Genomic DNA, 23,024 nt, shown 5'->3' on the forward strand with positions numbered 1-23,024 from the left:
TTATAGGATGATTCTATCAAGCTGTCAATTGCAGCACGGGATTATTTTGTCGAAGCCAATCGGCTCTTCGCCGCTTGAGCTGCTTCTGTCCCCGGAAACTTTGCAATTACGGCCTGTAAAGTTTTCCGACCTTCTTTCTTATCCTTCAACTCCAACTGGCAGGCAGCGATATTCAGCATGGCATCAGGTGCTTTAGCATTATCAGGATAGTTTTTTAGTAGCTTGTCTAAAGCGACGATGGTGTTTTTACAATCGCGCTGGGCGTAATGAGAATTACCTAACCAATATTGCGCTTGACTGGCAAAAACGGAATCAGCGTAATTTAAAGTGAACGCGGTAAAAGCCGATGCCGCATTCGCGTATTGGCCGGCTTTATATAGGCTCATCGCCGCATCAAAGCTTCGCTGCTCGCTTTGCTCAATCGTCACTTGGCGCCCATCCACAGTCAAGGTTTTAGGCTCTAAAGCACGTAAGCGCTTATCCAAATCCACATAAAAATCTTGCTGACGTTTTTGCAAGTTCGCTAGATCATTCAACAAAACCTCGATTTGACCACGCAGAGTCGCAATTTCTGCTTTCAATTGTTCGTTCTGATTATTCAGTTCCAACACACTTGTTTTATCCGCTTTATCATCCAGCCTTGCTTCCATTTTTGCGGTTAATGCAGTGATCTTCGCTCGAAGATCAAGAATTGCTTTACGCGCCTCTTCATCATCAAACAATCCAGCAGAAGCGACTGCAGGCATTAACAAGCCGGCAAATACAAGCGCCTGCATTTTCTTTGTCAAAACAGATACATTCATTTTGCTACCTCAATCAAAATACGGTCAAAATATAATCACGCACAATCACTCAAACTACTATGCATGCAAACCCACACAAATACCATTGAACCATAAAAAACGGACTTTGCAGTATGACACTGCAAAGTCCGTTTTCACTTACTGCAATTAAAAATAATTTAGAAAATTATCTTTAAGGAATTATTGGTAAACGATGTCAGAACGACGGTTTTCTGCCCAAGATGCTTCGTCGCTACCAGTTGCTTTTGGTTTTTCTTCGCCCAAAGATACTGCTTCAACTTGCGCTTCAGCTACGCCCAACAATGCCAATGCTTTACGCACTGCTTCTGCACGTTTTTGACCCAATGCGATATTGTATTCACGGCCACCGCGTTCATCAGTATTACCTTGAACCAAAATCTTACGACCTTTGTTTGCAACTAAGTATTTTGCATGTGCTTCGATAGTTGCTTTGAATTCTTCTTTCACTACATAGCTGTCGAAGTCGAAGTAAATACTACGTTTAGCCAATGCGCCTTGTGTCAACGGATCAACTTCAGCAGCAACTTGTGGCTTCACTTCACGTGTATCTGCCTTTACTGGCTCTGGTTTTGCTTCAACGATCTTTGCTGGCTCTTCCAATTTTACTGGAGTGCTGCAAGCACTAATTAAAGCGACACTTGCCAACAAAACGGCAACGGTTTTGGATGCTGATGTAAAACGCATGAAACTCTCCTGATAGAAATTTAAAAACTAAAACAAAGACTTAACTCGAAATTGTACCCTAAAAACGGTAAAACTCCACTATTTCATGAAAGGACCCCAAGTTGGCTCACGAATTTCACCTGCTTGAATTGTCAATTTTTGCTTTACTTTTGCATCTGTTGAAACCATTCCGAGAGTACCACGACGTCCAACCTGTGTTGCATACAAGACATACCTTCCATTTGGAGCAAAACTTGGTGACTCATCCCGATTAGTATCAGAAATCTTCAATTCTTGACCATTGTTTAACAAATCCATCGCATAGACTTGGTCGCCACCATCGCGACGTGAGATATAAACCATGGTGTTGCCATCAGGCGAAATACGTGGAGAAATATTGTAACTACCTTTAAAGGTGATACGTTTAACATCACTTCCGTCAGCGTTCATGCGATAAATTTGTGCACCGCCGCTACGATCACTCACAAAATAAATATAACGACCATCTGGTGAATAACGTCCCTCGGTATCTATCCCATTTGAATTACTCAAACGTTGAACATCAGAACCGTCTGCGTTGATCGAGTAAATTTGTGCAATTGCGCCCTTGGACAAAGTGACCAGTAATTTGCTGCCATCTGGCGACCATGATGGCGAAGAATTATTACCTTTGAAATTGGCGACCGTAGTACGTTGACCCGTCATCAAATTTTGAATATAAACAATCGGCTTCTTTAACTCCATCGAAACATACGCGACTTTAATTCCATCTGGTGACCAAATTGGAGAAATGATGGGTTCTTTCGAGGTCAAGGCAACTTGAACGCCGTCACCATCAACATCAGCGATCTCTAAACGATATTGATTGCCCGCTTTCGTCACATAAGCAATCCGTGTTGAAAATACACCTGGAATGCCAGTCAATTTCTCATAAATATCATCCGCAATCTTGTGTGCGGTTAAACGTATCTTTGGATTTGGTGTATCCATAGAAAAGCCTGACAACATCTCATTTTTAAGCACGTCAAACAGCTTGTAACGAACATCATAACGGCCTTCGCCTTTCTTCTGCACGCTGCCCACCACCAAGGCAGTTGCTCCACGCGTTTTCCAAGCTTCGAAATCGACAGTTGCAGTTTCTGATATCGCTGTGCCAACTTCGATTAAACGAAAATATCCGCTACGATTCAAATCATCTCGAATAATTGTCGAAACTAACTGTGGTGATAGTTCTTCATTCGCAAATGCAGCGACCGCAATCGGGATTTGATTCGAACCCACACCCGAAATTTCTACCCGCATTTGTGCTTGCACCAAACCACAAACTAGCGTGATTACGCCCGCAATCAGGGCTTTAAATATCGAAGAATTTTTCATCAAATTTTAATCTTTCATTCTATGAACTAAATTAAGACTGCTTGGAACTTCACCCGATTTATCGCGTGGAAATGGCTGTGATTTTTCAATCGCTTTTGCCACTGCATCATCAAACGCTAATACCCCAGATGATTTGGTTTTCTTGATCGGTCCTTTTAACGAACCATCAGGAAATAATTGAATCACAAACTCGACTGTTGGATTGTTCGATGAATTATCACTCACGACATAAATCGTATTCGATTTAATTTTCGCTGCCACCTTCGCGTTATAACTTGGATCACCACGATTATTTCCAGTGGATTTCAAGGCATCACCTAAACCGCCCGAACCTGACTTTACCACTTGACCATTCAAGCGACGCATATTTTCTTCGAAGATCTTATCCTGTGCCGCTTTTTCTCTAGCTAGACGTTTCTTCTCTTCTGCTGCTTTTTTCTTCGCTAACTCAAGCTCGGCTTTTTTTAATTCCTGCTTTTCAAGCTCAGCTTGTTTTTCTTTCTCTAATTGCTTGCGCTTCTTTTCTTGCGCGATGATGATTTCCGGATCTTCTTTTTCAACAACTTTCTCGATCTCTTTAGGTGGCTCAACGACAGGCTTTGGCTCTTCAATCGGTGGTTCAGGGGCAACTGGCAGCGGTGCAGCTTCTCTGGTGGTTAAGTCCCAAATTTCCGCTTCTACTGCCACCGTTTCACTGCTTTGCCATTGCACACCAATCACAAGAAATGCGAACAGCAACAAATGCACGAGTCCAGCCAAGCCGAGCGACTGCCATTGCATGCCGTCGCGAGGATGCATTTGTGTTGCGGCGTTGTAAGTAAATTCATTCATTGATTTTCAACTACTTCTTCATTCTAGCTACAGATATTGAACGCACAAATCGTGTCAATATGAGAAATTGGCGATTATACTTTTAGCGCATGATTATAAACGGTCTTTTGCAACAAACATCAGAGCAAGCTTTTCCAAGCTCGATCCCACTAAACTACCCAAAATTCATCCGGAACGACATCAGTTAAAAGAGAAACTGTACTTCACATCGGCTGAATTATCGGTGCCAGATCGGCCTATAAATCGTATACGACGCGTTAACTGCCAGCTTAATTTCAACGCGCCACTCGCATCCGAGACACCGCGCTCAACCGAAATAACCAAACCCGGTTTCAATCGTTTGCCGATATTCACTACCTTATCGTTGGAAGACGATCCGACCGAAGTAGCACCTGCGACTGTCTGACTAGGTAATTTTGATGCGCCACCATTTTCTGCTGGGCCGATAGAAAACTCATCAAAACCTAAACCTTGAACCAACTCGCGCGGAATATTTCGACTTCCATCACCACCAAAAATGGCACCAGCAGCCGACAGTAACAAGGACGCATCGGCGGTGCCCACTTGATCTGATTCTCGCCCTAACACCAGCCAAGAAATTTTTTCACTGTCGGGCACATTTGGCTCTGAAACCAAACGCACCTGAGGACTCGCGACAGTACCGGTAACGTCGACCCCTGCCTCGACTGCCAAACCTTTACGTAAAGCGCGAATATTCAGCGCTGGATTATTTGGTGCGCCTTGGAAATTCAAAATCCCACGTTCAATTTCTAATTGCTGCCCATAACCCTCGTATTGCCCGCCATTGGTGATGATAGAACCGCTTGCATAAACTGGCGAATTATCATTGCTGCGTAATCGCAAAGTACCCGTCAAAGCGGTATCTAAACCTCGACCAACAAAGACAAAACGTGATCCCATATCGATCTGTAAATCCAATTTGGTTTTTAAGCCTTTTTTGCCACTATCAAGCTCGACTTCCTCATCGCGCAACTTAAGGCCTCTCGACACCAACACGTCACTAGACAAACTCGGAGGCGGCAGCTTCGGCAATTTAAAATAGGCCGCATCGGCTTTCAATTTACCAATCAGCGCCCAGACCTTATCAACTTGCTTAATATTTGCCTGACCACTCACAACTAACCAGCGATCTTTACGCTGCAGCAAAGGAAAATCTTTCCAATCCGCTTGAATAACGCCTGTTTGCTCGCGCCAGTTGACTTCTCCAGAAGCAACGAACTCTCCTTCGCGACCAGTCCAATTCAAATCTTGCAACTGCTCTAGCTTAGGCACAAAATTGACTTTATTCGCAAATCGCAATTTCTCTAATTTCAGAACATCTTGATTCAAATGCGCGCGCAATTCGCCATTCGGAAATAGCAAACCTTCTGAAGCAAATGCGAGCTCTAAATTACGCCCATCTAGAGTCGCTTGATACACGGGCTGCGAAAATTTTCCACCAAAGCTCGCATTTAAATTCAAGGCTCCTTTCACCGCGAAGTCGGCACTCAGTTGCCCAGCAAGCCACTGCAATTCTGGAATGGTGGCCTGTAAATCACCTTTCATCGGTGCATCTGAATGAAATGTCCACTTGTCATTGACTCTTTGGATTTGCGTATCCAGATTTGCACGCCATTGACCAACCCGATCCCCCACGCTCTGCATACTTAACCGAACCTGCTCGGCATCACTACCAGCGATTAATCCACCAACTTGCATTTGCAAGTTCAATTGACTCAAGCCCAAACTCATCGCTTGACCGGTACCATCCGCATCAGGAACATACAAATCACCCGCTTGCCTACTAAGCCGTATCTCTCCACGAGCACTATCCTTGAGCTGCAAGTCCCAATCTAAACCCAAGCGTAAATCGCCGTGAAGACTCTCTTGTGGCTTCACCAATCTTGTTAGGGCCATGACTGGAATGCCATCCCATTTCGCTTTTGAGCTTAAGGATTTCGGCGTCCATTCCAAATGATTTAATGCCAGCTTGCCAAAACCGCCGACCAATTGCGCGGAACCTAGTTTTACACCAGTAGAACTAAGTTGGATTGGCATGGGTGCTTGCAAAGTCACATCCTCGTCGGCCATCGTCGAATCGACTTTTCTTCCAAAGCCAGTTAACTGCATTTGATGCAGACGCCCGCCCCATGCCATATCGCCATCCGAGGCAATCGGATTAGATCGTTTCTTTTCGGGCTTGATTTTCTCGTCAAGCGCAGCCATGAGACCGCCTTGCGCACTGAAAACCAAGCTACGTGCTTTATCAAATTGCGCGCGCGCATTAATCGTATGTTGATTACGCACGCCATACATTGACAACTCCAGTTGTTCAATCAATTGATGGCGCTTCTCTATGGACAAGCCTTGCTGATCTTTATGTACCGGATCTAAAGAAATATTGGCGCTTTTTAACTCACTAGCGACAACGTGAATTCTCAAAGGATCTTGTAGGCTCAAACCGAGTTCGACATCTGCATTAAGCCTAGACAAAGCCCAGCCCTGCGCAGAGCGCAAATCATCTGCATGCAACTTTGCTTTAATAATTGGTGCATTTAACCTGCCACTCAACACCGCCTCTGCATTCGCTTTTCCCACTAAGGAAAATCCCGTTATGCTTTCAAAATGCGTCAGATCATCAGCGACAAGATTCAACTGCAACTGCGACTGCGCACTTCCCAAAGCACCATTCGCAGACAAACGATTACTACCCCATTGCACTTGCAATTGATCCAATTTGAGTAAAGATGACTGCTGCCAATCCGCTTGCCCTGCCGCGAACATTTTTTGACCTGCAAGCTCACCGGTCAAGCTAGGAATCCGCAATTTGATCGTCGTTTTCCCCGCAAGATTACCACTCAAAATAATGTCACCATCAATTCGACCATGTGGTGCCAACCACCAATGTGCCGGATCAAATTGCGTCATTTTGGCCTGCATCTTAAAGGCACGCTCACCATCAAAATGTACCTCGCCGCTCGCATTCAATCGCGCTTGTTCCGCTTGCAACTCCAATCGCTTAAATCGCAATAAGCCACTATCTCCAACACGATTAAAGATAAAACTCGCCTCTGCATTCAAGTTCGCTCTAGGCTCGGTTAATTGTGCTTGAAAATCAATTCCTTGCTCAGCTTTCGACTGCAATTGCACTTCACCTTGAATACGACTTTCGCGCATGCGACTATCGATTTGCGCCAAATTCAAATCCTTCAACACAAGCTTGGAATCTAGCAACGGTAACTTCGCCGCCCGTAATTGCAGCTTGCTCTGTGCACTGACACTACCGGCAAGTAATTCAATTTTGGTTTTGATTAAATTCAACTGCATATCACGCCAATCAACACCTGACTCTATCAATTTAAATGGCAAGCCTTGTTGATCAATCGTCCGTGCAGCACGATTGACGATGCGTATCGTGCCATTTAAATTGCCATTGAAAGTATCAGGCTGGCCTGCCGACTTGATATCAACTTGAGACTGCGTGGGTAGTTTTGGTGGAGACGTCATTGGTGATTTCAATGCTGTAGCGCTTGGCTGCAAATCCACATCAATATCAAGCATTGCAAATGGTGCATGTTGATTAATCCATTGAGGATTTAAACTGAGCACCTTCAAGTGCGCCGCATCGATAGGATGGGTAGAGAATGGCGACAAATGCAAATCCAGATCCGCACTTGCTTGCTGTTGTGGATCGACGCGCAATCCTTCACTGGTAGCAGTCACTGAACGAGCCTGTATCGATAATGCTTGCAAAGATCCAGTTAGATTGCCTTGCACCAACACCTTTGGCAAGTCTTGATTGAGCTGACCATGATAAGTAAAGGTACCGCCGAGCGAAAAAGGGCGTACCGTCTGTATCGCACTTTTTAAATGCAAACCACCCCATGCGGAATCAAGCTGCATCGCGATTTGATGTTCACGATTTGAGGTTTGCAGATTTGCCAAAACAGACTTCAACTCTATCGGCTTGATCTCTTGCCCATCGCTAGTTAACTCACTTATTACGATGCGCCCTATGGCGGCCTGTTGAATCGCCAGATTAATCGGTAACTGCAAATTCACCGGCATTGCGGCTGGCGTCGTACTAGCTTGGCTAGCAACTCTTAGTGTCGAAACATTCAATTGTGAAATAACGAGACGTCCACTGAGAATTGACCATAACTGCCAGTTTAATTGCAAACCATTGATACGGATTCTTTGTTGCGCATCTTGATAAACAACTTCATCGATTTGCAACTGATCTGCCAAGCGACCATGAAGAGGACTGAAAGTCAGTTTGCCGCCACTTAAACTTGATAGACTTTGCAAAAAAAATCGGCCACCGGCTTGCGTTTGCACGACCCCAATTAGTCCTAACAATAATCCTAAAACAAGGACAAGCGACGCAAGGAGAAATGGACGTCCAGTATTTTTCGACTTTGTGTTTCGACTCAAAGAAACTTGCGAAGCCGCCTCACTTTCGACAGCGTCTTTTTCAGTTACTTGTGCAGATGAATTTTGATCCGTCATGCTGAGAAATTCTCTTTAAAATGTGGCACAAGCGAACAATTAAAATGCGATCGCGATAGAAAAATCTAAGCGGAATCTTTTAACTTCTTTACCGTATGCGACGTCCAAGGCAATCGGTCCTGCTGGGGTTTTAATTCTCGCACCTAGGCCCCAGCCCTGTTTCATTTTAAATTCACGCCAATTACGCGCGGCATCTCCTGCATCAACGAAAGCAGCGACACCTAAAGTATCGGTACGCCAATGAACATATTCGATACTCGATGCGGCCATCATACTACCGCCAATGATCGCATCACCACTACGCACACCCAAGCTTTGATAAGCATATCCACGTACCGATGTACTTCCACCAGTTCGAAACATATACTCTTCTGGAATACCTTCGACACTTGGGCTAAACACTTTACCAAACTCAACTCTCAATAGAACGCTATCGCGCTTAGCGACCGGCCACCAATATTGATACTTGCCATAGAGACGGGCGAAACGTTGATCGGACACAATCGCCCTCTCTGACATTGCCAAATCTAACTGCGCACGTTGGCCTTTTCGCGGTGCAAAAACATCATCTACATCACGCCAAGTCCATCCTATACTGGCAACCAAAGCACGACTCTTACGCTCCAGCTCTACAGACGTATCTTCATTTTGTACTACTTTTTCTTGTACATAGTTGAGTCCGAGACGTTGCTCAACCATGCCATGCGTAATGCTGCGCTTCACACCAAGCGCTGAATGTGTCTTTAAGATGCCTTCAAGATTGGATCGCTCAAACAACACACCGAATGAGTCTAGACGATTATTATCATTCGGCGGCAGATATACATCGGCATAGGAGAGTTGGCGTTTTTGTTCAACCCGTAGCGCTGAGCGTAAATCCCATACGCGATCAAAAAAATTCCGATCGCGATAAGTGACCTCGGTACGAAATCCCGTGCTTGAGCTGTAACCGGTACCAAAACCTAAATCACGTGTTTGACGCTCCTGCAAAGATATTTCAATCGGCAGCGCATCGGCTTTTGTACTATCGGTATTAATATTAAATGCCACCGTCGAAAAGTAAGCTGAATTCTGCAAAGCGCGCTGAAAATCCAACAAGCGCGCGCTCGAATACACATCGCCTTTCTTAGGTGGATTGAATCGATCGATCAACCATAAGGGGTAACGTTCCAATCCGGTGACAGTTAAATCGCCCACAGTAAATGCGGCGCCACTGTCAACATCCAACTCTAGCTGCGCTGATTGCGTTTCTGTATCGATATTCGCGCGACTATCCACCAAAGTTGCCCCAGCATAACGATAAGCGCGCAAACTTTCGATCAGCATCGTCTTTGCACGACTCCAGTCATCCTGACGAAACGGCTGCCCTTGTACCAAGCTCCAAGTCTTTAGTAGTTGGTCGCGACGTTCAATCGCTTCCTTTTCACCCGCTTCCACGGCAGATAACAAAGCCCCCGTGAAATTGATGTTGACCGATTTAATCGTAGTGCGCAGACCGGGATCTACTTGAATATCTATCCGAGTACCATCGACACTTTTATCAAATTGCACTTGCGGGGAAAAATAACCTTCAGTCGCTAAGATTTCGTTAATATCGCGCTGTAGCTTACGGATAAAACCGGGTGTCGGGATCTGTGGTTCTGCATTTGCCGACAAGGCAGGGATGTGCTCTTCTAACAAATTAGCGAGTGAGCCGTTTAATTCCCCTAGATAAAACCGCGCAAAAATCCCATCGATTTTAATAGAAGGTGCTTCAAGCGCTTGCACTTGAACTGGTACTTGTATGTGGGGCGGTTTGGTCGCCACTTGCGGTGATTGCGCGCAAGCCTCAGTGCCAGCAAATAGCGATAAAAGTGCTGACGCCACGATGTTTTGTGGGTATCGAATTTCTCGCTTTAAATGATAAATCATGACTACACACTACTTAGTAGCGAGCCCCACACGTTGTATGCCTAATTTCTTTGCTTCAGAAATCACTTGTATCACTTCATCGTATTTAATATCTTTATCACCCGACACCAACACCGATAACTCTGGTTTTTCGGCATGATACTCACGCAATTTTTGTAGCAGCTGTTTACGATCCAAGCCAGTTTCCTTGGCTTCTTGTTTGCTATTACCGTTAGTGCTACCGCGCGTGGTGATGCTAATCGTCGCAGAGGCATCTGGGCTTAATGTGATTTCAATAAAGTCTGAAGGCGGCTTAGTCGATTGTCCTGCAGTCGGTAAATTAATCACATTTGGATTCGTCATTGGTGCCGCAACCATAAAAATGACTAACAGCACCAACATAACGTCAATATACGGCACGACATTGATCTCAGCTTTAAATTTGCGTTTACGTTCGCCACGGAGTGAACTCATCAATCATTCCTAGGCTGATTAGCGTGATTGTCTCTGCAAAATATTCGAGAACTCTTCAATGAAAGTTTCGAAACGAATCGCCAAACGATCAATATCGTGGGAATAACGGTTATAAGCCAATACCGCAGGAATCGCCGCAAACAAACCGATTGCGGTAGCAATCAATGCCTCGGCAATGCCTGGGGCGACCGCACTCAAAGTCGCTTGCTGCACGTTTGCCAAACCACGGAAGGAATTCATAATCCCCCATACCGTTCCCAACAAACCAATGTAAGGTGAGACCGAACCGACTGAGGCTAAAAACGATAAATGCGATTCAAGATGGTCCATTTCACGTTGGTACGATGCACGCATAGCACGACGCGCCCCATCCAACATTGCTCCCGCATCGAGACTGGCTTTATTCGCGGCTTTCACTTTATGGTATTCATTCATACCAGCTTCAAAAATACGCTCTAATGCGCCGGTCTTATCGCGGCTTCCACGGTGATTGGCAGTCGCTTGTTGATAGAGTTCAACTAAGTTACCACCCGCCCAAAATTGTCGTTCAAACTGTTCAGTCTGAGTTCGCGCTTTTTTAATCGCAAACATTTTACTGAAAATATAATTCCAGCTCATGAGCGAGACCAACAGCAAAATTGCCATCACAATTTGTACCAATGGTGAAGCATTTAAAATTAATGCGGAAAAAGAAAGATCGTGAGTAACTGTCATGATTATTTTTGTAAAACACTAAAATCTTAAAATGCAGATGATTGCCACAATAATGTTTAACTATGGTCTAACCTACTGCTGTTTTTTCGGTGCTGGCTAATAACGCTAAGCTGGCTCAAATTAAAGGTTTGGATTGATTTTCGCCAACACTGAACTAGGTAAAGGTATAGATCGCCATTGTGCCACGTCAACGCAACAAATTGTCACTTTCGCACTAGCTAATCTCCGTTCTTCGCACCAGGCTTCTTGTGCAAACACAATTGAGGCTCGCCCAATTTTTTCAACTACCGAGGTAATACGCAAAGCGTCATCTAGCCTTGCGGACGCATGATACTCGACTGCAGTCGCTTTGACGACAAAGATCGCGTTATGTTCAGCCCGCATATGAATTTGGTCTACGCCAATTTCACGTAGCCACTCAGTTCTAGCACGCTCAAAGTAACGAAGATAATTGGCGTAATACACGATGCCACCAGCATCGGTATCTTCGTAATACACCCGCACCGGCCAATTAAATACACTCGTCATTGTTCCGCTCTCGCAAAATCGCTAATTAAGTTCGTTGAATGGCTAAAGGGCCAAAGCCCTGACACATCGGCATCATCTCGATGTAATTGATATTCACATGCGCCGGCAAACTGGCAATCCAAAAAGCGGTCTCTGCAATATCAATCGCGGTCAAGGCTTGTGTACCCTGATAAACCTTGGCTGCAGCAACATCATCACCTTTCAGGCGCACATTTGAGAATTCGGTACCACTACACAGTCCAGGAGCAATATTCGTTGCACGAACGCCAGTGCCAATTAAATCAGCGCGTAAGTTCAAGGTAAATTGATCAACAAACGCTTTTGTCGCACCATAAACATTGCCGCCCGGATAAGCGGTTGAACCAGCAATGGAGCCAATGTTTAAAATCAAACCAGCTTTTCTTGCGATAAAGTGTGGCAGTAATGCATGGGTCATGCGTACCAATCCCTTATTATTGGTATCGATCATGGTTTCCCAATCTTCCAGACTAGCATTTTGCGCGGGTGCTACGCCCAAAGCTAAACCGGCATTGTTGACCAAGACATCGATGTCACGCCAATCTTGCGGCAAGCTATCTAACATCGTTGCAATCGACGCTTTGTCAGTAACATCTAATTGAACGGCGTACAAGGCACTACCTAACTCGGATTGCAATTGCTGCAAGCGCTCCAAACGCCGCGCGGCGGCAATCACACGATGTCCATGCTGCACAAACTTACGTGCCATTGCCTCACCAAACCCAGAACTAGCACCTGTAATTAACACTAACATATGAAGCACCTATTTTTGTCACAAGTAAAACCGACATTTTAAAGCTTTTTAACAAAGGCCAGTCTTTTACCTAGAAAATCCCTAAAAGCCCAAAGTCTAGGCAATTTCACTAACCATGCACCTGATCTCATGTTCTTTCGTTTTTATTGTCATTTCAGTTTTAACTTATGTAAAAATTTCAACTTTACAATCGGAGTTTGCCTTCTAAGGTCTGCACATGACCAAATCTAAAAGCGAGTCTAGCAAAGCTTATCCGCCCTCCGAAAAGTTATTGATGCTTTACAAAAGCGAAGCATTTTCACTGCTTTCGAAAGCTGTATTTACCTTTACGTAACTTGCCGAAACACCCCTATTCACGTAAAATTCGAACACCATTTTGTCTCACGCAACTGGCGAAAATGCAGCAACTTTTTATCCAAAAGTGCTCGCAGAAGATGGAGTTCCATCGTGAAGCGTGAGATTTGCAGAGTCGATTCTTGATTCTGGCCGTACGCCTGGGTATCTCGATGGTAAAAGTGATTGAGACTTGTATCAGCAAGCGTTCGCATTTTTACGGATCAGTCCCAATCCAAGTTCATTTTTTCACGCTTTTTCTACAGGAAACCCATGTTCTCCAAGAACCACACTCTCGCTAATATCGATCCAGAATTGCTCGCCGCGATTCAAGCCGAAAATGTCCGTCAACAAGAACACATCGAGTTGATTGCCTCTGAAAACTATACTTCGCCAGCTGTCATGGAAGCACAAGGCTCGCAATTGACAAACAAGTATGCTGAAGGCTATCCAGGCAAGCGCTACTACGGTGGTTGCGAACACGTTGACGTAGTTGAGCAATTGGCAATCGACCGCCTAAAACAAATCTTCGGTGCGGAAGCGGCTAACGTCCAACCAAACTCTGGCTCACAAGCGAACCAAGGCGTGTTCTTCGCTGTCTTGAAACCAGGCGATACCATTATGGGCATGTCCTTGGCCGAAGGTGGTCACTTGACACACGGTATGCCATTGAATATGTCTGGCAAATGGTTCAACGTGGTTTCTTACGGCTTGAACGACAAAGAAGAAATCGACTACGAAGCAATGGAGCGTTTGGCACGTGAATCTAAACCTAAGTTGATCATTGCTGGTGCATCGGCTTACTCTTTGCGTATCGATTTCGAACGCTTCGCTAAAATTGCAAAAGAAGTTGGCGCGTATTTCATGGTCGACATGGCACACTATGCAGGCTTGATCGCTGCTGGCGTTTATCCAAATCCTGTGCCACACGCTGACTTCGTGACTTCGACCACGCATAAGTCTTTGCGCGGCCCACGTGGCGGTATCATTTTGATGAAGGCTGAACACGAAAAAATTATCAATTCTGCGATCTTCCCTGGTTTGCAAGGTGGTCCATTGATGCACGTAATCGCTGGTAAAGCGGTTGCGTTCAAAGAAGCACTCAACCCAGAATTTAAAGCTTACCAAGAACAAGTCGTGAAGAACGCTGACGCTTTGGCAAAAACTTTGATCGAACGTGGCTTGCGTATTATCTCTGGCCGTACTGAGTCTCACGTGATGTTGGTTGATCTACGCTCTAAAAACATTACAGGTAAAGCTGCTGAAGCTGTACTTGGTTCTGCACACATTACTTGCAACAAGAACTCTATTCCTAACGATCCAGAAAAACCATTCGTCACTTCTGGTATCCGCCTAGGTAGCCCAGCTTTGACAACACGTGGCTTCAAAGAAGCGGAAGCAGTAAAGATTGGCCACTTGGTTGCTGACGTACTGGACAATCCAAACGATGCAGCAACAATTGAGCGTGTGAAAGCAGAAGTGAAGAAACTCACTTCTGCATTCCCGGTCTACGGAAATTAAGACGCAGCAAACAAAAAGCCACTTTCCAAAGTGGCTTTTTTTGTATTCACAGAGACGGAACCTCAACCAAACTTCTCCCGAATCAAGCATAATTCATGAAAAATTGAATTGCCTTCACAATTCATTGTGCCAACACACTCATCAAAAAATATAACAAGAATATCTAATTAAAATAAGAGTAAGCAAACAGCGTATTAAAGCTGCTAGGAGATAATCATGAAATGCCCTTATTGCCACCACGACGAAACGCAAGTCATCGATACAAGAATATCAGAAGAAGGCGACAGTATCCGCCGACGTCGCCGTTGCTCTAGTTGCGATAAGCGCTTCACCACCTACGAGCGAATAGAACTAGCAATGCCGGTGATTGTCAAAAAAAATGGCAGTCGCTCCGAGTATGAATCCTCAAAACTACGCGCTAGTTTGATGTTGGCGCTTCGAAAACGTCCCGTATCTGCTGAAGCTGTAGATACAGCAATTCAGCATATTGAAGAAAAACTTTTGGCAAGTGGTGAGCGAGAGATTATCTCTGGTCATCTTGGTGAATTGGTAATGCGTGAATTAAAACGTCTAGACAAAATCGCATATATTCGTTTTGCCTCAGTCTACAAAAGCTTTGAAGACGTATCAGAATTTGTTGAAGCGATTCAAGAAGTCAAAAAAAATAGCAGAGCGTAATTTATTTACGCTCTGCTATTTTTCACTCATTTAAAACTTTTTACTGATCAAGCCTCGATAGTTATTGCACTAAATTAGCCCATGAATCTGTCTAGGCAATTACTTAGACCAACAAGTATCGGTTGTCATTCCACCTGTTAAAGTTCCCTCGGTGCCACGTTGCCCAAGATGATTATATGTGAGCGTCGCACATGCATCACTTGCCATACCATTTGTAGGTACCGCTTCAATTGCGAAAGTTGTTGCAGTACGTGCAGGCACTGCTCGGAAGGCGATGTTGTAGTTTATCCTTGTTCCAGTCGCACCTCTTGGAGAAACCGTGTTTGGCAATACAGGTGGGGTTGGTGCAGCACCGGCTGTCTGCAAATATGAATTATTTTCAGTAAAAAAACGCTCCATAAATTGCGCATTTTCCAACATCAAAGCCCTTACCTCGGCACGATTACCACGTCGGATATTTTCTCGATAACTTGGATAGGCAATCGCACTGATGATAGAAATGATTGCAACCACAATCATTAACTCAACTAGCGTAAATCCCATTCTTTTATTTCGCGTATTCATAAACTTCCTCTGTCATATTTAGCAGTAAGACATTATCACTCACTACTGTTTCCCAATCAATTGTCGCCACAAACGCACTGTTGGAATACCATCAGACAACTGCCTGTCCGATCCTGCCGCAGGTACGGTACCAGTCCTCGCGTCAGCTTGGAATATTTTTACCTTGCGGTTACCAAGTCGAATAATCGTCGTACCAAAAGTTGCACTCGACTGGCGTCCACTAACCATAGTGTCAGAGGCATTCACTACACCATCCCCATTTGTGTCGATAGACTTGTAACCTAATGCACCACCATTCAAAGGACTAAATTGCATCGTTGTGGATAATGCATCAATAACACACAAATCCGTACTATTCCCTGGAATTAAGCTGGTGAAAATGACTTGATCTTCAAACATGATTGGGTCATTTACAATACGCTCACCATTAATTACTTTCAAGGTAGTAAACCATCCTCGCTTCGTCGTCCAATCGACAACATTTTGAGTCACTTTATAAAAACTTCCGCTCGTTGAAAGTGTTTGCTCAACCAGTTGGGATTGCGTCACTTGACTCGCTGGTACCTTGTCCCAGATACCATATAAAGTTTCTTTATCGACGGTTGAAGAATCTGTATCTTCGAAGATTTTGCCAGTTCCAAACACGACCATGTAACCACCCTCGGGATGCGGATACAACTGTGGTTGCGTCGTAATTGGTTGTTTTCGTCCAGAATCAACTGCGCTAAACAACGGAGCACCAGTTCCAAATGCCAGCGTAGGTGTAGTAGTGAAGGACGGTGCAGAACCTGTGGTAACAAAATCAAATTTCCATAAATTACCAAGCTTATCACCTGCATAAACAGCTTTAATTGTGGCATCTGCATTCAGAAGAATTTTTGGTGTAGAAAGCCCATTTGGTGATCCGGCTCCACCGACTCCTGTGTCTATTTTTTGCACAGCGGCAGTTTTCAAATCCACAATATATAGAACTGCTTTTTGATTTGTACTCTCAAAGCCATTTCCAAAAATAGCAACCCAGCGTCCATCACGCATGACACCAACCTGTGCAGTACCAATAGTGTAACCTAGGTCATTATCAATTGAAGGAGTAGTCGAATTAATCTCCCACAGAACCTTAGTTTTATCAAATGACTCAGGATTAGTTACATCTAGTGCAAAAACAGACTTAGCACCTGCTCCAGTAGTTCCGACGAGAACGGTTCGCCATGGCGATGAACCCGTCCCTATTGCGGCATCAGCAATCATAGGTGTTCCATCAACATAGAATCGATGAACATAATTCGGCTTCGCCAATTCATGCAGATTTGGGATCACAGCCTTAGGGATATAAGCGAATCTCTCCGTACCGCCCGTTACCGAGTTGGTGGCATCAAATGCATGCAACATTCCATCATTACTACCAACATAAACTGTTGGCGCGCGATTATTTCTGTTATCGGTTAAAAACTGATCGTAGGTGGTTTTACCGTTGATGTCCGATGGTAGGAAAATATAACCACCATCTCTCCCATCTTTAACATATTGAGGATCAGAATTCACTAAGTCTCCAAGTAGAACTTGTCTGGCTCGGAATGGTTTAGACTCCTTAGACTTATCACCTCGAATGTAATCAATAATATCGGCGCCCGAAACAGTATACGCCGGAGCATAAGCCGCCGCTGCGGTATTCATAATGCTTTGATCCGCAGAACTCAAATTACTAAAAGCAAAATCAGTCCCACCAATACCACTTAAATTCGCTGTGACAATTTTTCGTGACGCTGGCACAGGAATCTTGTTATCGGTATCCCAATCGTTTGGCGAAATAATTACACCTGTGGTTGGATTTACTGACTTTTGCTCAAGGCGCCCAGACCAATCAGACGTTTGATAAGTAGAGGTATAGAGTTTCAATCCCACATCTAAGGTATTTTTAGATGTTGCAACAGCCGCCGCATCACCAGATCTCGCAGCAATTTCATTGAGTGCATCATTCAATGCATCTGAAAATGCTTGTGGATTGCCCGCATTAAAATATCGGCCGCGAGAATTTAGTGCAGCGTGCCATAAATCATCGACTTGATTCGAAGCAGCCGTGGGCCAATTTTTTGTACCCGCAGTCAACGCTGCTAAATCGGTAGCAGGATCCAATGTCCCTTTAACGCCAAGTCCAACAGTATATTGAACTAGATGTTGCCAAAATGCGGGATCAGTTCCATCTCTAGACGGTGGCACATTCTTCTTCGCCTGCGGCCAGTCAGGGCGCAAATCATTTACCCAATAATACATAGCAATATCGGCTAAAGTATCCGATTCTGAATCTTTATATGGTTTAGTGGCAACATACTTATATGTAGCTCCGTCAGAACTCGTTTTTGTAGAACCATCTTGCCCATCCCAATCACCAGTTCTGCCTGATCCCGCCGCAGCACCATTCCAGTACCCGTCAGTCATTAAAATATTATAATTTTGACGACAACTTAATTGGTCAGAAGTTGCGCCAACGCCATATTTTGTTTGCCAAGGGCCATTAACTGTCGTGTCCTTGAAATATTGTCCAATATCGTCAACCGCTTTTCTCAATGGCGTACCAGCTGCAGGAACTTTTCTCTCATACAATGTCTTCAAAAAATTCTTCTTATTTGTGACTCCAAAATCATCGGAAACATTAGAAACCTTAGTTCCTGTCGTGTTAATCGTGCCGAATCCAACACGTAAGGTGGAAGCTTGATTTGCAAACGCACGACCACTGCCAGCACGCGCAGTCAGCATGCGAGAACGATAGTATTGGAACCAATTCGCAAAATTCTTTATTTCTTCATTGTAAGTGCAGGTATTAGCGGCACAATCTGAACGCGTTGCTGCTTTGGTCGTTAAAGTCATACCTGATTTAATCTCAACCCGTTTGAAGCAACTTAATTGACTAGTTGTACATGTAGGTAAATTATCCGGATTGTATTGAAAATATGTTGCGGGGTAAAAAGTCGTTTTAGAAGTACTGTTCACCGTCCAAGTTGGCGAAGTCGTAGTTCCATTTGCTGCATCATTAAGCCAAGCATTGGAGTGCAAACTTCGTGGTTGTTCAGCAGTCAAATTGAGGGTAGCGGTTGACATACCTGAAATTGTCACCGGATTGTATCTCGCTGCCGTAGGATCAGCATTAGGCATGGGATTTCCATATGGATTTGTCAATGAAATCGAATTGATATCTATCCAAGGATCATAGCGAACCGCAGGGTTATAATAAACTTTATTCGTTTCGGAAGAGCGCCACCGGGCGACTGTAATATTGTCTGAAAATCCAACTACGGTCTCATTTGTTGTGCCATAGTTCCCATCACCGTTAATGTTATAAACATCGTCTGGCGATGGAAATACTCTAACCACCCAGCAAGATGATCCACAGTATTTCGTGTTATCGGTTCGCGTACCATCAAGTGAGGCGTTTCCAGTTGGAGTCAAGGTGTCCGGCATAACCTCGAACATCATTGAACCAGAATCATCCAAAGTATAAAAAACATTTGGCGGTACGTTCGCCTTCACCAGAGGAGGTAAATTAGAGATCGCTGCAAAAGTTGGAATTGGTAACAACACTTGCGCAACCACCAGCAAATGAATTACGAACGCCGAAATAGGGGATTTTTGAATAGCCATAATGAACCTCTATTAATTATTTCCACAACGAATAACTTCTTGCAGCCAGACTACTGCGGTATCCACGCTTCCGACACCTCGTGCAGTGATCACGTAGGGATAAAAATCACGTCCTCGCTCGTTCGGCATTTCCCATCGCTCGATCATGCATTGCGGCTGAGCAGCGACATTAGCAATCATATTTACACCTACTAAAGTAGTAGCGTTATGTGAACCACCACCTTTCCAGTTCAATGGATTATTCCACTGATCAGGAAAATTTTTTGTTACATCACTCATATCAGCTTGCTTGGTAGATGGAGCGACAATAATTGTTGAACCGACACGGAGCTGGCACATTTTTAAAGACCCAACTGCAAGCTCTAAATTGCTTTCACAAAATCGGAGGGCTTTTTCTGCAGCATGAAAAGCAAGATCATGTGCGCGCAAATTGCCAGTCACTTTCTCATCCATCGTCGCTTTCTTAATCGCAGTAACAGCCAACATCGTCATTACAATTAAGAAAATCATACTAATCGCAAGTACAAATCCGGCTTGCTTAGCTCTAAAATTATTCCTCATGTCGCCCCCACAGAACGACTACGAATTGCCACGGTCGTTGAAAAAACGCTTCTTAAACGCCTATCTGTAGCAACCACTTGATTATCATTACAGTCCCGATATGCCTGCTTCGCGGTGGCCACATTATCATTGGCGGAACGCACTACTATACAAATACGCATAGACACTACTTTTTCCCAATCACCTGGCCCCATTAGATCAGCGGTAACATACTTATTAATATTTTGTGTCGTCGCACTACCAGTTGTAGACAAACCGTAGGTAACCTTCATGTTTTCGACATTTTCTGCGACTGGTTGCGCAGGATTAACGAGATTCGTACCGGGAGGTGTATTCCCATTGCCACGACAGTACAACTCAGGAGCACCAGTTGTCGCATTGTTTTGCACAAAAAATCTGTTCTCAATTAAGTAATACGCTGCCGAGCCAGGTCGGCCATTTTGCTCAGGAATTGCTGGCGATAAAATGACATTTGCTCCCAAACAGTCGGTGGGTAAAGCTGCACCAGCAGCTATAATATTTTGATCGACAACGTATCGAACCAGAAAACTGTCAGAAGTCGTTCCAGCTGCACAAACAAGAGCTGTCGCATCCGTGGCAGAATCAGCAAATCCTCCAGCGCACCCTCTGATCGCATTAACCGCGGTTCCGGTTTTCCTATCTGCATAATTAGTATAAGTTGCAGGTAATGCTTGGTTATAAGTTGCTCCTGGGGCCTCGCTAGTATACTTTTCGTCGGAGGTCATCATTGTTCCATATCCCGCCATACGAACATGGAATGCCATCAAACTTAGCGCCAATCGCCCTTCTTCATCAAGTCTGGTTTTATCGTCGGTCGAACGAAATGTTTGCCGATTTCCTATAAAAAGAGAAGAAATCGCAATTAAAATCACCATGCCTATCGTCAAGGCAATCATTATCTCAACCAAAGAACGGCCAGCTACAGCCGTCCGCTTAAATGTAAAATTCGCTGTGTGTCTCATATCGAAAATCTCAAATTAAAACAACGAACACCTGCTGGAGCTCTAGCGACAGCAGGGCAAGTTGCATCAACGTCGACAAAGCCTGGTTCACGCCACATCACTGTAACGTCAAAAGTCGAACCTACACCACCGGCCACTGGGACAATAACTCCTGTACCGCCAATTAAACGACGTTGTAGCGAGCGCAACCACTCTTGTACATCATTTGCAGCTATCTGAACTGTGGAACAAGTCGCTGTTTTGCAATTATTGGGTGGCGTATGTGCGGCACTCGAGCTCACCAAATATTCATCATTAAATGTGTACTTTGCCTCATTCGCTGTTCGATCTGCCGCAATGTTGGCGGGATTTGTTCCCATCACCCAGTTACTTCGCATCCGCTCACCAAGATCGTAAGCTGCTTGCGTAGCTTCTGAGCGTTGGCTTGCAGTCTTTTGAAACTTCATCGCATTTACTTGCAAACTAGCCAAGCCTAAAAGACCTATTGCCATCACCAATATTGAGACCATGATCTCAATCAGCGTTGCGCCTCGTTGATTTCTAAGTTTTCTCATGTCTAACCTCAAATTTATGAGCAATCAGGGGCTTTACCGACTCGAGCACGCCCGCCAACAGCGACACAGACAGCCCTTTCCAAATTTGCAAATCCGGTTGGCGCTGAAATCTGAAAATTCACTGCAGTGAATGTTTGACCAGTGACGCCAAAACTAATAAATTCAATTCCATTTGCTGGGACTATCGCGCCGTCTTGAGTATTCGTAATTAAGCGCCCCTGTGCGCGTAAAAGTATGTCATCACCATTAAGGTTTCCATCCCGATTAATGTCGACAAACATAATCCAACCGCTGCCCCAACCAACGTTACTTCCTGCCACACTAGGGGATGGATCACACGATGCCCCTACAACTTCAGCATTTGCGCTTTTACATATACTAACTGTTGTCCCACGCTTCAAGGCTTCGGATCGAGCCAATAGCAAATTACTATGAAAATCAGAAACTATACTAGATATCCTGTTTGATATCATTAAGTTACGATATGACGGCAGGGCGATTCCAGCAAGTACTCCTGCAATCGCGATAACAACCAATAATTCAACCAAAGTCACGCCTTTAAGACGACTCAATTGATGATTTGCATTCAGCATTTTTCACTCCTATCATGCAACGAAGTATACAGAAGGAATGCTCGAGTGCAATTTATTTCAGATAAGCGGTAACAAAGTGTTGATACGAGGATTTTTCAAAGAAGCTAGCCAATTTCAAAGAGTCATTTAACGTTGCACTGCACCTTATCCACCCTAGCTCGCCCTCCTGATGCGATACAAATGTAGCGAGCTCCATCTGAACTGGAATTTTGATTTGGGCGGCTGATTGCAAACTGTAAATAGGTTCCATAAACCTGCCCCAAAGAATTGAATTTTATATACTTACGTTTTGGCGTGGGAATAATCGAACCTTGCTGCGGAGAGGAAAATAGGCGTCCTTGTAACCTTAAAATTTTATCTTTATCGGATAATTTCCCATCACCATTCAAGTCTTGATAAATTATCCAACCATCACCCCATCCAGAATTCGAATTTGAATCGCTGTTATCGTCATCACATCGAGGATTACTACTTTCAGCATTCGAGCTTCTGCAGATAACAACACTCAATCCATGCTTTATCGATTCAGAACGTGCATATAACAGACTGGCATGCAATTCACTTGCTGCAGTGTAAATACGCATCGAATGAACTAGACTTGAATAAGAACCAACAGCAAGAACTGAAAGTAATCCTATAAGGAGAAAGACAAAAAGAAGCTCAACCAGTGAAGCACCACATTCTTTTTCTTTTAAAATAGTATGCATTACTCCCTCCAAGATTAAGATAAAGGAAATAAAATATCATAAATAAGTATTAATAAAAACATTTATTTTTATTAATTAAAGTTTATGGTATTAATCAATTCATGATGCAAAGGGTATTAACGAGGGATTAAAAGGACAATGGAACAAAAACAAAGAAAGGAAATCAAGAATATTTAAACAAAGCTAGCGTGGAATCAGGTAGGTAAAAGGTGCTCGGAAGAGAGTCGGTACAGCAAGTTAAGAGGAAATATAAGAGTAAAGAGTAAAAAGTAAGAAGTAAAAAGTAAAAAGTGAGAAGTAAAAAGCAAAAGC

19 protein-coding genes and 1 riboswitch are annotated in these 23,024 nt (G+C 44.1%); of the genes, 2 read left to right on the forward strand and 17 right to left on the reverse strand.

Annotation, left to right across the window (positions count from 1 at the left end; genetic code table 11):
- Positions 1 to 41 precede the first annotated feature (41 nt).
- The 10 genes from ybgF to IE103_RS05875 form a co-directional block, all read right to left on the reverse strand.
- A complete protein-coding gene (gene ybgF / locus IE103_RS05830; RefSeq protein ID WP_189344997.1) occupies positions 42 to 803 on the reverse strand; it encodes a tol-pal system protein YbgF in 762 nt (253 codons plus the stop codon).
- Positions 804 to 983: 180 nt separating this feature from the next.
- Complete coding sequence (gene pal / locus IE103_RS05835; protein WP_189344998.1) at positions 984 to 1,508, reverse strand: peptidoglycan-associated lipoprotein Pal; 525 nt, start codon at positions 1,506 to 1,508, stop codon at positions 984 to 986.
- Positions 1,509 to 1,586: 78 nt separating this feature from the next.
- Complete coding sequence (gene tolB, locus IE103_RS05840) at positions 1,587 to 2,864, reverse strand: Tol-Pal system beta propeller repeat protein TolB (RefSeq protein WP_189344999.1); 1,278 nt, start codon at positions 2,862 to 2,864, stop codon at positions 1,587 to 1,589.
- Positions 2,865 to 2,870: 6 nt separating this feature from the next.
- Positions 2,871 to 3,695: a cell envelope integrity protein TolA gene (tolA, locus tag IE103_RS05845; protein ID WP_229827100.1), complete on the reverse strand. Its 825-nt coding sequence runs from the start codon at positions 3,693 to 3,695 to the stop codon at positions 2,871 to 2,873.
- A gap of 180 nt (positions 3,696 to 3,875) precedes the next feature.
- Positions 3,876 to 8,204 (reverse strand): translocation/assembly module TamB domain-containing protein, encoded by a 4,329-nt coding sequence (locus tag IE103_RS05850; protein WP_189345000.1) that lies wholly within the window; start codon positions 8,202 to 8,204, stop codon positions 3,876 to 3,878.
- 39 nt (positions 8,205 to 8,243) lie between these two features.
- Positions 8,244 to 10,115 (reverse strand): autotransporter assembly complex protein TamA, encoded by a 1,872-nt coding sequence (locus IE103_RS05855; RefSeq protein WP_189345001.1) that lies wholly within the window; start codon positions 10,113 to 10,115, stop codon positions 8,244 to 8,246.
- Between the two features lie 9 nt (positions 10,116 to 10,124).
- Positions 10,125 to 10,568, reverse strand: coding sequence for an ExbD/TolR family protein (locus IE103_RS05860; RefSeq protein ID WP_189345002.1), 444 nt, complete (start codon positions 10,566 to 10,568; stop codon positions 10,125 to 10,127).
- A gap of 18 nt (positions 10,569 to 10,586) precedes the next feature.
- Positions 10,587 to 11,282 (reverse strand): protein TolQ, encoded by a 696-nt coding sequence (gene tolQ / locus IE103_RS05865; protein WP_189345003.1) that lies wholly within the window; start codon positions 11,280 to 11,282, stop codon positions 10,587 to 10,589.
- Positions 11,283 to 11,402: 120 nt separating this feature from the next.
- On the reverse strand, positions 11,403 to 11,810 hold the full coding sequence (gene ybgC / locus IE103_RS05870) for a tol-pal system-associated acyl-CoA thioesterase (protein ID WP_189345004.1): 408 nt from the start codon (positions 11,808 to 11,810) through the stop codon (positions 11,403 to 11,405).
- Between the two features lie 25 nt (positions 11,811 to 11,835).
- Complete coding sequence (locus IE103_RS05875) at positions 11,836 to 12,582, reverse strand: SDR family oxidoreductase (protein WP_189345005.1); 747 nt, start codon at positions 12,580 to 12,582, stop codon at positions 11,836 to 11,838.
- A gap of 375 nt (positions 12,583 to 12,957) precedes the next feature.
- Positions 12,958 to 13,089: riboswitch (ZMP/ZTP riboswitch) on the forward strand.
- 99 nt (positions 13,090 to 13,188) lie between these two features.
- On the opposite strand from IE103_RS05875, the gene glyA reads away from it, so the two are divergent.
- Both glyA and nrdR read left to right on the forward strand, forming a co-directional pair.
- Entirely contained in the window at positions 13,189 to 14,436 is a 1,248-nt protein-coding gene (gene glyA, locus IE103_RS05880; RefSeq protein WP_189345006.1) for a serine hydroxymethyltransferase, read from the forward strand.
- A gap of 216 nt (positions 14,437 to 14,652) precedes the next feature.
- The gene (gene nrdR / locus IE103_RS05885) at positions 14,653 to 15,114 is read left to right on the forward strand and encodes a transcriptional regulator NrdR (RefSeq protein WP_189345007.1); all 462 of its coding nucleotides are present in this window, start codon (positions 14,653 to 14,655) and stop codon (positions 15,112 to 15,114) included.
- A gap of 99 nt (positions 15,115 to 15,213) precedes the next feature.
- Here nrdR and IE103_RS05890 read toward each other — a convergent pair whose 3' ends face one another.
- The 7 genes from IE103_RS05890 to IE103_RS05920 form a co-directional block, all read right to left on the reverse strand.
- Entirely contained in the window at positions 15,214 to 15,678 is a 465-nt protein-coding gene (locus tag IE103_RS05890) for a type IV pilin protein (protein WP_189345008.1), read from the reverse strand.
- A gap of 42 nt (positions 15,679 to 15,720) precedes the next feature.
- Entirely contained in the window at positions 15,721 to 19,314 is a 3,594-nt protein-coding gene (locus tag IE103_RS05895; protein ID WP_189345009.1) for a pilus assembly protein, read from the reverse strand.
- Positions 19,315 to 19,326: 12 nt separating this feature from the next.
- On the reverse strand, positions 19,327 to 19,875 hold the full coding sequence (locus IE103_RS05900; RefSeq protein WP_189345010.1) for a pilus assembly PilX family protein: 549 nt from the start codon (positions 19,873 to 19,875) through the stop codon (positions 19,327 to 19,329).
- The gene (locus IE103_RS05905; protein ID WP_189345011.1) at positions 19,872 to 20,858 is read right to left on the reverse strand and encodes a PilW family protein; all 987 of its coding nucleotides are present in this window, start codon (positions 20,856 to 20,858) and stop codon (positions 19,872 to 19,874) included. The genes IE103_RS05900 and IE103_RS05905 overlap by 4 nt, the downstream gene beginning before the upstream one ends.
- On the reverse strand, positions 20,855 to 21,412 hold the full coding sequence (pilV, locus tag IE103_RS05910) for a type IV pilus modification protein PilV (RefSeq protein ID WP_189345012.1): 558 nt from the start codon (positions 21,410 to 21,412) through the stop codon (positions 20,855 to 20,857). Before pilV ends, IE103_RS05905 begins: the two co-directional genes overlap by 4 nt.
- 14 nt (positions 21,413 to 21,426) lie before the next feature.
- Positions 21,427 to 22,005 (reverse strand): GspH/FimT family pseudopilin, encoded by a 579-nt coding sequence (locus IE103_RS05915; protein WP_189345137.1) that lies wholly within the window; start codon positions 22,003 to 22,005, stop codon positions 21,427 to 21,429.
- Positions 22,006 to 22,127: 122 nt separating this feature from the next.
- Complete coding sequence (locus IE103_RS05920; RefSeq protein ID WP_189345013.1) at positions 22,128 to 22,712, reverse strand: GspH/FimT family protein; 585 nt, start codon at positions 22,710 to 22,712, stop codon at positions 22,128 to 22,130.
- Between the last annotated feature and the right edge of the window lie 312 nt (positions 22,713 to 23,024).

It is taken from the genome of Affinundibacterium macrobrachii (assembly GCF_014652415.1).
Lineage (GTDB): Bacteria > Pseudomonadota > Gammaproteobacteria > Burkholderiales > Burkholderiaceae_D > Undibacterium > Undibacterium macrobrachii.